Genomic DNA, 12733 nt, shown 5'->3' on the forward strand with positions numbered 1-12733 from the left:
ACATAAATCTGTCCTCTTAAATAATAGGTGTTACAAGCCGTCCAATGAGTATCAGCGGTAATGTTAGTCGTAACATCCACTGTAGGTGTTGGATAAACTGTATTTTGTGGATCATAATTGGTCCATGAATCTGTCCACATAGGTGTAGGTGATGGTGCAAATGCGCCTCGGTACGTTGTGTTGGTTATTTGAGAAAAACCAAAAAAACTAACCAATAATAAAACTAGTACATAGTAATTTTTTTTCATGATGAAATAGTGTTGTTTTTAATTTTATCAAAGGTAAAATCTGAATGTAAATACATGAGAAACAAATCGTTATTTAAACAATAATTTTAAGTGTCTAAATTGTTATTTTAACAATAATCATACGTTTATAAATTGTTAATTGCCTGTATTTACAAATAAAAAAGGGCAGACAAAATTGACTACCCTTTACGTACTATTGTTATTTTATTAAAACGAATAACTAAATGTCAATGAAAAAGTTGGTCCGTATTTAGTTTGCCAAACCAAGTCATCTTCCTCGGGATTGTAGCCGTTTTTATTTTGAGCGTCTCCGGTAAAAATGGAGTTAAATGTTTTGGCAATCCCTTTTGCATTGTTCTTCCCTAAATCATTATTTTGATAAAAAATTGCTTTTTGAGCCAAAATGTTCTGAGCGTTGAATTTTACTTCCAATTTATTTTTTAGAAAACTTTTAGTGATTTGCATGTCTAGAAAAGTTCTGCTTTTTTCCCAAAATGCAGGTGTAGATGCACCCGAGGTTTGATTGCCTTGAATGGCAACCCTATTGCCAATTTTATTGATGTTTATAGCAGATGCCCATCCCGATTCTGAATTAATATATTGAAGTCCAGCATTAAAAACGTAAGGTGATTGACCTTGTAAAGGAATTGCTTGTAGTGTAGATGAAGTCACTAAATTGGAAATATCAACTTTAGAACGAATGATGGAGAGATTGGTAAAAAAAGTAATATCATCAAATATTTTGGTGTTTTCAGTTCCAAAAACAGAACTCAACAGCGTTCTATATTCAATTTCCATTCCTTTATTTTCACCCGATTTTGCATTTTTATATTTATCGGTATTGTTGGCTTGCGCTTGTAATTCTATCGGATCATCAAACTTTTTGTAAAAAGCAGACACCGAAAACAATTGCCCTTTTCCAGCAAAAATTTCATAACGTAAATCGGCATTAAAGATTTTTGCAATTATTAATGGCGATCCTTCTCTATTGCGTTTGGTTTCTGCGTCATAAAAAAGGAATGGTGCTAACTCTCTAAATTCGGGACGATTTAATGTTTTTGAAAAACTCAACCGAAGGTTTTGTTTTTTATTCAATCCGTAAATAAAGTTAACCGATGGTAAGAAGTCAACTTGAGCATTGTCAACATTAATAGGCAATCCATTATCGGCTTTAGAACTTAGCAATTGTGAATAATCTTCCATACGAACACCCCAAATAACACGTAATTTATTAAATGAATTGTCTAACATAGCATAAACCGCATTCAATCGAGAAGATGCTTTATAAGAATCGTTACCTTTAGTGCCATCGAATAGGGTTAATCCGCTTACTCCTGGCGCAATTATGCCCATATTGGAGCTGTTAAAAATAGTAGAATTGTCTAATAAAGGGATTGTTGATGAAAATGTTGAACCACCGTAATTCACTCCATTAACTGTACCATTAAATGGAATATAACCCAATTGTCTGGCAGAGAAATCTCTGTAGCGTGATTGCGTAAAAAAGCCAACTTTAAAATCAGTGCTGAATTTTTCTGTGAATTTTACTTTTCTATTGACATCTACTTTAGTACTAAAAATATCTTCTACATTTTCAGAAACATACATAGATCCAGGTGATTCACCACCAACGGTATTAATAGAGAAAAAGGCTGAGGGTTGTGTTACCGTTCCGTCATCAAATTTTACATATACGTAGGTATTTCTTCTCTCGTTTGGAATCGTTCTCAAAACATTACTGTACGATCCAACCCAACTGATTTTAATTTTACTTTTAGGCAAAAAATGTTCCCCATTCAATTGCCCTGAATATATTTTATTGCTCGTAAACATTCGAGCAGTAGTATTAATGTATAACGGATCACTTTCTTGTGATAAAGATCCATTTCGGTCAATTACCTTATTATTAGAATTGATGCTGTATAAATTTTTGAATGTAAATAGGTTATTGGCATCCATTTTTAAAGAAACATTAGCCAAAACCCCAAGTAGTACTTGTTCCGAATAATTATCATCCACTTGATCGGTCAACAAAGCTCCTGGAGTTTCATAACTTTTTCTTAGCGTTTGATTGTAATTATTGGTCTTGTTGTAGGTAACCGAAGCCAAAAAACCCAAACTTTGATTGTCTTGCATCTTTAAATACCTTCCAAAAGTGTATTGAAAACTGGTATTCGGACTAAATTTTTTATCATACAAATTCCAATCCGTTTGAAACGTCTTTGCCACATTGGCAATTTGGGTAATACTACTTTGATTATTTGCCGCTTGTAATGCCTGAAACTGACTGGTTGATGGGAAATAAGAGGGTAATGTTCGAGATCCGTCGTCTAATCCCATCCAATCCTTTTTACCTCCAGTATAATACACTTGTTTCTTTCCAGTTGTTATGGTGTTATAACCTGAACCAATAGACAGCGTTTGAAAATTTTTATCGGGTGTTGCTTTGGTATTAATTTCGATAACACCACCTGCAAATTCTCCAGGCAAATCAGGTGATGCTGTTTTGTATATCACCAAATTATCAATCATGTTGGCTGGAAAAATATCAAAAGCAAAAGCTTTTCTATCGGGCTCAGAACTGGGTAATGGCGCTCCATTTAAATACGAGGTGTTGTACCGATCATTTAATCCTCTTACAACAACAAATTTATTATCTTGAATACTCGCGCCGCTAATTCTTTTCAACACATCTGAAGTGGTTTTGTCTGGAGTTCTTTTGATAGTTTCTGCCGAAATTCCGTCCGATACTCTGACGCTATTTTTTTGCATACTTAAAAGTGACTTCACCGATTCTGCTTTCGCTTTTACCGATTTAATAACTACTTCTTCTAATTCATTTTTCTTTTCTACTAATGAGACTGTCATCGAATAGGTATCGTTTGCAACGGTTTCAACTTCTGAAACAATTTTAGATTCAAAGGATAAAAAAGAAAATTGGATGTCGTATTTTCCGACTGGCAATCCTCTAAAAATAAAACTTCCATCGGCATCAGAAATGGTTGACTTTTTTAAAGACTTTATTATAATGTTAACACCTGGCAATGGTCTTCCTGTTGCTTCTTCTATTACAACTCCTTTAATTACAGAATTTTGAGCAAAAAACAACTGTGATACAAAGAATAAAATTATCGCGTAAAATAGTCTCATTTAAATAGTATTTGATATTATTATTTAATGGGCAAATTTACTTCTGCAAATTTAAAACTCTGTTAACACTATTTTATCAATTCTTTTCAAAAAACCATAATTGTTAACTTAGCGTAAATAAAAAAACATCATTCTATTTAGAAATTGTAAAAAAATAAATTCAAGAGTTATTTATTACAAACTCCTATGATTAAATACGTTAAAATTTATTTATTTTGGTATGGTATTTGAAAAGTTTTTATATATTTGCTTTAACCAAATTGTACTCATGACAAAAAATTACTTTTATATCATTCTATTTTTCCTTTGTTTAAGCGCTACTAGTGCTTCAGCTCAAGATGGAAAACAGCAATCAAAAGTACAAGAAAGTACTATTGAAGGTTTGAATATATACCCTAACCCAACAAGTGGCGATAGAATATATATTACTACAAAATCGAACGATGACAAACAAATAACCATATTTGATGTATTAGGTAAAAAAGTACTTCAAACTGTTTTGACATCTAAAGAGTTAAATATTTCTTCTCTTTCACCTGGCGTATACATCATCAAAATTGAAGAAGGAGACGCAAGTACTACTAGAAAATTAATTGTCAGATAGTTAAATCTTTTTTGATTTAACTATTTTTTTACTTTGATTATTTTTATTTGTAAAAATAGTCATTATCTTTGCGGTCTAATTTTACATTAAAAAATATGAAAAAACTTTACATTTTAGCATCTTTATTAATTGCAACTGCTACTTTCGCACAACAAGCACCTCCATTTTATGAAGGATTTGATTATGCAGCTGGTGCAACACTACAAACGCAACCTCTTTGGAATACACTTAACACAGGTGATGATTTAGCAATAACAGCACCTAGCTTAAGCTATGTTGGTCTTCCTGCTTCAACAGGAAATAAGGTGTCTTTTGGAGGAGCTGGTATTGACGCATCTAAAGATTTTGCAGTTCAGACTACAGGCTCTGTTTACTATTCATTCTTATTAAATGTTACTGATTTATCAGCAACAACAAGTACCACAGGTGGTTATTGTGCTGGTTTAATTTCAACCGGATCTACTTTTGGAGCCACTTTATGGTTGAAAAAAATTGATGCTTCTACTTTTAACATAGGTGTAAACCCAAGAACTACAGCTGCTAATACTGCTTTTGGAGCTACAGCATACAATGTAAATCAAACCTATTTAATAGTTGTTAATTATACCTTTAACGCTTCAACTGCTGATGACGTTGTTAAAGTATGGGTTAATCCAACTTTAGGTGGTGCTGAACCAACTGAAACTGCTACAGCAACAAATACAACAGGGACTGATTTAACTCAAGCTGCAAAATTCTTAATAAGACAAGGTAGCGCTACAGACACTCCAACTGTTGAATTAGATGAGTTAAGAATAGCTACTAACTGGACCGATGCTACATCAACTGTAGTTGCTTTAGGCACTAAACAAAATGCCATTTCAGGATTAAGCGTTTATCCAAACCCAGTTAAAAACGGTGTTTTCTACATCAATACCGATGCTAACGCTGAAAGAACTGTTACTGTTTTTGACGTATTAGGAAAACAAGTTTTAAACACTACAACTTCTCAAAGTGCTATCAATGTATCTGGTTTAAAACCAGGAGTATATATGGTGAAAATTACTGAAGAAGGAAATTCTGCTACAAGAAAATTAGTTATTGAATAATTAATTAAAATTATATTTGAAAGCTCCAATTCACGTTGGAGCTTTTTTATTTTCATTACTTTTACAAAAAAATCATTGATTGCTCTACAAGACATATTTACCATTTCCAACCAAAAGCAATTTGAAAAAATAGCTTTGAAAGTATTTCGTTTCCAATACGAAAATAATCCTGTGTATCGTGAATTTTGCGAATTACTAAACGTTGAAAAAGGAAATGTAAAATCAATACAGCAAATCCCATTTTTACCCATTCAGTTTTTTAAAAGTCATGATGTTCTGTCTTCTTCCGAAGTAGTTCAAGAAACGTTTACCAGCAGCGGCACTACTGGAATGATTACCAGCAAACATCTCATTACCGATGTGACATTATATGAAGAAAGTTACCGTAATGCCTTTTCTGAATTTTATGGTAACATTGAAGATTACGCCGTTTTGGCGCTACTTCCATCCTATTTAGAACGAAGCGGTTCATCTCTAATTTATATGATGAAAGATTTAATAGCACTTTCTAACAACGAAAACAGCGGATTCTATTTACACAATTACGACGAACTTATCGCTAAAGTAATTGAACTTGACAATGCAGGTCAAAACGTAATTTTAATTGGCGTAACCTATGCCTTATTGGATTTAATTGAGAAACAAAAATTTCAATTAAAAAACACCATCATCATGGAAACTGGAGGCATGAAAGGCAAGCGAAAAGAAATCATTCGTGAAGAATTACATGAAAAATTATGCAATGGTTTTGGCGTTTCGTCCATACATTCCGAATACGGCATGACCGAATTACTATCGCAAGCATATTCGTTAGGAGACGGTATTTTTGAATGCCCCAATTGGATGAATATCTTAATTCGCGACACCGAAGATGCCCTTACTTATGTTTCCACAGGAAAAACAGGCGGTATCAACGTAATCGATTTGGCCAATATCAATTCGTGCTCTTTTATTGCTACTCAAGATTTAGGTAAAAAATATCCTAACAATTCGTTTGAAGTATTAGGGCGTTTTGACAATTCTGATATTAGAGGTTGCAACCTAATGGTATATTAAAAAAGGAGCTAAAAAAGCTCCTTTTCAATTTATACTACTTGTATCAAATAATAATTCCTTCTTCCTTTTTGCAGGACCAAAAATCTTCCTTTAATCAAATCTTTTTCCGTAATTATATAATCTTCTGCAACTTTGGCTTTGTTCAATGAAATAGCATTTTGCTTCAGTTCGCGACGCGCATCACTATTAGACGCCAAAAAGTTAGTTTTCGCCGAAAGCGCTGCAATCATGTCCAAACCAGCACCAACATCTTCTTTAGAAATGGTGGCATTTGGAACGCCATCAAAAACCTCAACAAAAGTAGCGTCATCCAATCGCGCTAAATCATCCATCGTCGGACTAAAAAAAGCACTCGAAGCAAAAATAGCTTTCTCCAATTCTTCTTTTCCGTGAACAAAAGTCGTTACTTCTTCAGCCAAACGTTTTTGCAACACACGCAAATGCGGCGCTTCATGATGTTCCGCAATTAAACTATTAATGGTATCTTCTTCTAAAAACGTAAAAATCTTAATGTATTTCTCCGCATCTACATCGGTAGTATTTACCCAAAACTGGTAAAATTTATACACAGACGTTTTATCAGCCGTCAACCAAACGTTTCCACCTTCACTTTTTCCAAATTTAGAACCGTCGGCTTTCGTAATCAATGGACACGTCATAGCATACGCTTTAGCCCCTTCTCCATTCATTCTGCGCACTAATTCTGTACCGGTTGTAATATTTCCCCATTGATCAGAACCGCCCATTTGCAACAAACAATTATTATGTTTATACAAATGATGAAAATCATACCCTTGAATCAACTGATAGGTAAACTCGGTAAAACTCATTCCTTCGCCTGTTTCGCCACTCAAACGCTTCTTAACCGAATCTTTCGCCATCATGTAGTTTACCGTAATACGTTTTCCCACATCACGTGCAAAATTGATAAACGAAAAATCTTTCATCCAATCGTAGTTATTGACCAAAATCGGAGCATTAGCAGCCGTCGAATTGAAATCCAAAAATCGAGACAATACCGCTTTTATTCCAGCTACATTTTTTTCTAAAGTCGCCTCATCAAGCAAGTTTCTTTCATCACTTTTCCCAGAAGGATCACCAATCATACCGGTTGCACCACCCACTAAAGCTATCGGTTTGTGTCCGAATTGCTCCAAATGAACCAACAAAATAATCGGCACCAAACTCCCAATATGCAACGAATCGCTGGTTGGGTCAAACCCAATATACGTCGTCGTCATTTCCTTCAAAAGTTGTTCTTCTGTGCCCGGCATCATATCATGCACCAATCCGCGCCATTGCAATTCTGCTACTAAATTCTTCATTTTTAATCAATAATTTGCGCAAATATAGCGAAACACAAGGCACTGGCAAAATCAAATTTTTAAGTAATAGAAGCGAATGGCTCGGGCTTTATCAGCCATCCTTATTCCTGCTTTCGCCTTTAGTCTTGTTTCGTACCTCAACAAGAGCTATCGTCTCAATCAGGGCTAAAAGAAAATCAGAAGGCTTACTTTTTTCCGAAGTTAAAAATCCAATAATCCAACAAACTAATTATCTTTGCTACCATGATATTAGTTACAGGCGGAACCGGATTAGTAGGCGCACATTTGCTCGTTCATTTAACAGAAAATGGCGAATCCAACCTACGCGCTATCTACCGAAACCCGAAACAAATTGAAAAAACAAAAGCCCTTTTTGAATTGTATCAAAAAAGTGATTTGTTTGCCAAAATAGAATGGCTCAAAGCTGATATTATTGATATCCCATCCTTAGAAATAGCATTTCAAAACATAGAATACGTTTACCATTGCGCCGCTTGTATTTCTTTTAATCCAAACGACGAAAATCAACTACGAAAAATAAACATCGAAGGCACCGCAAACATTGTAAATTTTTGTATTGATAAAAACATAAAAAAATTATGCCACGTTAGCTCAATTGCAGCCTTAGGTGATTTAACTCAAAACCATGTGCAACACGCTTTCATTACTGAAGAAACCGAATGGAATCCCGAAGTATTACACAGCGATTATGCGATTTCAAAATATGGTGCCGAAATGGAAGTGTGGCGCGGTCATCAAGAAGGATTACAAGTAGTGATCGTCAATCCCGGTGTGATTTTCGGACCTGGATTTTGGGATCAAGGTAGTGGTGCGTTTTTTACTTCCATCAAAAAAGGATTTCCGTTCTTTACCAAAGGTTCCTCTGCTTATGTTGCCGTAACCGATGTGGTAAAAATAATGAGACTCTTAATGATTTCTGACTGCAATGGCGAACGCTTTACCCTAATTGCAGAAAACATCTCCTACAAAGACATAATCTTTAAAATTGCAGCAAAAATTGGAGCGAAAAAACCAACTATAGAAGCTAAAGCCTGGTTGCTAAATATAGCTTGGCGATTGGATTGGGTGTTATCTACATTTTTTATAACCAAAAGAAAAATATCTAAGTTAAGCGCACAATCGCTTTTAAACAAAGAACAAATTTCAAACGAAAAAATTAAACAGCATCTTAACTATTCGTTTACATCAATCGATAGTTACTTAAATGAAATTGCAGTATATTTCAAGAACTAATTACTTTACAATGCCTTCTTCTGGGTTTTCCTTAACAGGTTGTCCGCCGTTAAGCTTAGTGTTTTCAACATTCAAGCGCTCTTTTACTTCATCATACATTTTTTTGTATTCTTTCATATCAGAGGCATAATATTGTGTGCTTTGTGCAAAGGTCAAACTGTCAATTTTATACTTTTCTTTTAAAAACTGAGTCGTTTTTGGGTATTGATAACTACCTGAAGTTTGCGCTCTTGCCGCTTCTAAAATGGCCAAATCGTATATAACATCAATCATCTTATCGCGTTCGATAAGATTTTTAGGTTTCTCAATAACTTTGTCTTTACAACTGACAATTGTTAAAATTATAGCTATAAAAAATAGAGTAAACTTTTTCATTTATATGGAATTATTTTCAGAAACTATCGATCAAAAAGCAAGCGCTTTCCGGCTTTAATTTCTTTCACTTTTGCATTTTCATAAACCAATTGTCCGTTAACAAAGGTATGCGAAATTCTTGATTTGAAATTGGTTCCTTCAAACGGCGACCAACCGCATTTATATAAAATATTGTCTTTATTGACACTCCACGGTTTGGCTGGATTTACAATGGCTAAATCGGCATAAAACCCTTCTTTGACAAAACCTCTTTTTTCAATTTTGAAAATCTTCGCCGGATTGTGACACATTTTCTCAACAATTTTCTCAACCGAAATTTTACCTTGATGGTGCGCTTCAAATAAAGCCACGATGGCATGTTGTACTAAAGGCCCACCTGAAGGTGCACTCGAGTATTTTTGAGATTTTTCTTCTATGGTGTGTGGCGCATGATCGGTAGCAATTACATCAATTCTGTCGTCCAACAACGCTTTCCAGAGCGCCTCTCTATCAGCTGCCGTTTTAACCGCAGGATTCCATTTGATAAAATTACCTTTAGTTTTATAATCTTCATCGGTAAACCAAAGATGATGCACACAAACTTCGGCTGTAATTTGTTTGTCTTCTAGCGGAATTTTATTGGTAAACAAATCCAATTCCTTAGCTGTTGAAATATGAAAAATATGCAATCGAGCACCTGTTTTCTTAGCCAACTCAATGGCTTTAGAAGACGAAATATAACACGCTTCTTCACTGCGAATTAAATGATGCGCAGTAACTGGAATATCGTCACCATATTTTGCTTTATACTCTTCTAAATTGGCTTTTATAGTTGCTTCATCTTCACAATGAACCGCAATAAGCATTTTAGTACTTGAAAATATATTCTCTAGTGTTTCTGGATTATCCACCAACATATTTCCTGTAGAAGAACCTAAAAACAATTTGATTCCAGCCACATTTTTAGGATTGGTTTTCAAAACTTCCTCCAAATTATCGTTGGTACCACCCATCATAAACGAATAATTCGCATACGATTTCTCGGCAGCAATTTGGTATTTCTGTTCCAACAATTCTTGAGTCACCGCATTAGGTACCGTATTGGGTTGCTCGATAAACGACGTTATACCGCCTGCTACGGCAGCACGACTTTCAGAAGCAATATCTCCTTTGTGCGTCAAACCGGGTTCACGAAAATGCACTTGGTCATCAATAGCACCCGGAATTAAATAACTTCCTTCGGCATCAATAACTTTGCAATTCGAACTTTTATGACTAATGCTAGCTGAAATTTCGGTAATAAATTCACCTTCAATTAGAACATCGCCTTCAAAAATCCTTCCTTCATTAACAATCTTTGCATTTTTAATTAAAACGGTATTCATATTTATAATCGGTTACATAACTTTTTAATTCGAAGTGATAACACTCCAAAGATGGCTTCTTTTATAATTGAACCACTCATTTTAGACTGCCCTTTGGTTCTATCAGTAAAAATAACGGGCACTTCTTGAATATTGAATTTCTTGCAAAAAGCACGGTATTTCATTTCAATTTGAAAGGCATACCCAATGAATTTTATCTTATCCAAATTGATGCTTTCCAGCACCTTTCTATTGTAACAAATAAATCCTGCCGTGGCGTCCATAATTTTCATACCTGTGATCATTCGCACGTATACCGAAGCAAAGTACGATAATAAAACCCGACTCAACGGCCAATTGACCACATTAACACCCGTTACATAGCGAGATCCTATGGCAATGTCGGCACCACCAAAATGACAAGCATCATGCAATCGCTCTAAATCAACTGGATTGTGAGAGAAATCTGCATCCATTTCAAAAATGAACTCATATTCTCTTGCCAAAGCCCATTTAAATCCGTGAACATACGCCGTACCTAATCCTGCTTTTTTAGTTCGTTGTTCTAAAAACAATCGATTTTCAAACTCTTTTTGAAGCTCTTTAACTTTATCGGCTGTTTTGTCTGGCGAATTATCGTCAACTATAAGAATATGAAAGGATTTATGTAACGAAAACACCGCTCTCACAATGCTTTCTATATTTTCAATTTCGTTATAAGTTGGAATAATGACAATACCGCAGTTCATAGCAATTTAAAAAAGTTTTTGCAAAAATACTCATTTTATAACTTGATAATCTTAATAATATTATAATAGTAATCAACAAATAAAATTTAGTAATTTTGCGACTCATGATAGCACTCGAATTACATTACAGAATTATCGCAAACAAAGATTGGGCAACTCTAATTTTTGTCATTACTTTGGCGCTAATTGTTTTGGCGAAAACGGCTTTCGAATCTCGATTTAATGATTTTTTAAGGCTGATTGTATCGGACAAATACAACAAGATTTATCGAGAAAGCAGTCATTTGATGAGTGGATTTAATGTTTTGCTTTTCACCGTAAATCTGGTTTCCCTTTCGTTTTTCATCCAAATGATTTTGGTTCACTTTTTTAAATATCCCGACAAAACAGACTGGATTTTATACGTTAGGATATTCACCCTTTTATCTGTTTTTATATTAAGTAAATTTATTGTAGAAAAAATAATTGCAGCTACTTTTGGCATCGAAGAAATCATTGAGCAGTTTAATTTACAGAAAGTTAACTTTAGAACCTATGCTGGATTACTGTTATTGCCAGTTACAATCATGTTGTTCTATGGTGATTATGCATCAAAATCACTATTATTGGTTATAATCGTTACATTATTAATAATAAACCTGCTAACTTATCTCCTTTCTTTAAAGAATTATCAAAATTTAATATTCGGTAAGTTGTTTTATTTTATTTTGTATCTTTGCGCACTTGAAATAGCGCCCTATTATTTCATATATTATTTGATTACAAAAAATTGAGCATAAACATGTCAAATTTGAAAGTGAGAACAATTTTGGTGTCACAGCCAGAGCCAAAAGTAGAGAATTCGCCTTATTTTGATTTACAACAAAAGCATAAGGTAAAAGTTGATTTTCGCTCTTTTATTCATGTAGAAGGCGTAAGCGCTAAAGATGTTAGGGCACAGAAAATTGACCTTAATAACTTTACGGCAATAATTTTAACCAGCAAAAATGCTGTCGACCATTTTTTTAGAGTGGCAGAAGAAATGCGCTATAAAGTTCCTGAAGATTTAAGATATTTTTGTCAATCGGAAGCGATTGCTTTTTATCTTCAAAAATATGTGGTGTACAGAAAACGTAAAATATATGTGGGTCAGAAAGACTTTGCTGATATGGCACCGCTTTTCAAAAAATATAAAGACGAAAAATTCTTGTTGCCTGCTTCTGATCAATTGAATGCCGATGCACCAGTTACTTTAAATAACTTAAAAATCAACTGGACACAAGCGATTTTTTACAAAACAGTGATGAGTGATTTATCTGATTTAGCAGATGTATATTATGATGTTTTGGCGTTTTTTAGTCCAACTGGAATCAAGTCGTTGTTTAAAAACTTCCCTGATTTCAAACAAAATAATACGCGCATTGCCGTTTTTGGAAGCACTACTCAAAAAGAAGCTTTGGAACACGGATTACGCATTGACATTTTGGCACCAACGCCAGAAACTCCATCAATGACGATGGCTTTAGAGCGTTATGTAGCTGAAGCAAACAAAGGAAAATAAA

General features: G+C 34.4%; 11 protein-coding genes and 1 pseudogene. 6 read left to right on the plus strand and 6 right to left on the minus strand.

The window, feature by feature from the left end:
* Both ACODSI_RS11545 and ACODSI_RS11550 read right to left on the minus strand, forming a co-directional pair.
* A pseudogene (locus ACODSI_RS11545) lies at positions 1–248 on the minus strand (hypothetical protein); the annotation flags it as partial.
* A 207-nt stretch (positions 249–455) separates the two neighbouring features.
* Positions 456–3398, minus strand: a complete 2943-nt coding sequence (locus ACODSI_RS11550) for a TonB-dependent receptor (protein WP_488917009.1) — start codon at positions 3396–3398, stop codon at positions 456–458.
* 268 nt (positions 3399–3666) lie between these two features.
* Here ACODSI_RS11550 and ACODSI_RS11555 point away from each other — a divergent pair, with 268 nt between their 5' ends.
* The 3 genes from ACODSI_RS11555 (at position 3667) to ACODSI_RS11565 (ending at position 6146) form a co-directional block, all read left to right on the plus strand.
* Positions 3667–4002, plus strand: a complete 336-nt coding sequence (locus ACODSI_RS11555; RefSeq protein ID WP_488917010.1) for a T9SS type A sorting domain-containing protein — start codon at positions 3667–3669, stop codon at positions 4000–4002.
* 95 nt (positions 4003–4097) lie between these two features.
* On the plus strand, positions 4098–5090 hold the full coding sequence (locus ACODSI_RS11560) for a T9SS type A sorting domain-containing protein (protein ID WP_488917011.1): 993 nt from the start codon (positions 4098–4100) through the stop codon (positions 5088–5090).
* A gap of 75 nt (positions 5091–5165) precedes the next feature.
* A complete protein-coding gene (locus ACODSI_RS11565) occupies positions 5166–6146 on the plus strand; it encodes a LuxE/PaaK family acyltransferase (protein ID WP_488917012.1) in 981 nt (326 codons plus the stop codon).
* Positions 6147–6175: 29 nt separating this feature from the next.
* Here the strand turns inward: ACODSI_RS11565 and tyrS are convergent, their stop codons facing one another.
* Positions 6176–7471, minus strand: a complete 1296-nt coding sequence (tyrS, locus tag ACODSI_RS11570) for a tyrosine--tRNA ligase (RefSeq protein WP_488917013.1) — start codon at positions 7469–7471, stop codon at positions 6176–6178.
* A gap of 243 nt (positions 7472–7714) precedes the next feature.
* Here tyrS and ACODSI_RS11575 point away from each other — a divergent pair, with 243 nt between their 5' ends.
* A complete protein-coding gene (locus ACODSI_RS11575; protein ID WP_488917014.1) occupies positions 7715–8725 on the plus strand; it encodes an NAD-dependent epimerase/dehydratase family protein in 1011 nt (336 codons plus the stop codon).
* On the opposite strand, the gene ACODSI_RS11580 is transcribed toward ACODSI_RS11575, so the two are convergent.
* From ACODSI_RS11580 to ACODSI_RS11590, 3 genes are read right to left on the minus strand one after another with little or no spacing between them, the layout of a single operon-like run.
* The gene (locus tag ACODSI_RS11580) at positions 8726–9100 is read right to left on the minus strand and encodes a DUF4296 domain-containing protein (RefSeq protein ID WP_488917015.1); all 375 of its coding nucleotides are present in this window, start codon (positions 9098–9100) and stop codon (positions 8726–8728) included.
* Between the two features lie 23 nt (positions 9101–9123).
* Positions 9124–10464 (minus strand): dihydroorotase, encoded by a 1341-nt coding sequence (locus ACODSI_RS11585; RefSeq protein WP_488917016.1) that lies wholly within the window; start codon positions 10462–10464, stop codon positions 9124–9126.
* Positions 10465–10466: 2 nt separating this feature from the next.
* A complete protein-coding gene (locus tag ACODSI_RS11590) occupies positions 10467–11192 on the minus strand; it encodes a polyprenol monophosphomannose synthase (protein WP_488917017.1) in 726 nt (241 codons plus the stop codon).
* Between the two features lie 104 nt (positions 11193–11296).
* Between ACODSI_RS11590 and ACODSI_RS11595 the strand changes: the two genes are divergently transcribed.
* Positions 11297–11965 carry a DUF4271 domain-containing protein gene (locus ACODSI_RS11595; protein WP_488917018.1) on the plus strand — a complete coding sequence of 223 codons (669 nt, stop codon included), beginning with the start codon at positions 11297–11299 and terminating at the stop codon, positions 11963–11965.
* A gap of 17 nt (positions 11966–11982) precedes the next feature.
* A complete protein-coding gene (locus ACODSI_RS11600) occupies positions 11983–12732 on the plus strand; it encodes a uroporphyrinogen-III synthase (protein WP_488917098.1) in 750 nt (249 codons plus the stop codon).
* The last annotated feature ends 1 nt before the right edge of the window (position 12733 follow it).

The sequence above is a fragment of the Flavobacterium sp. FG139 genome (assembly GCF_057809695.1).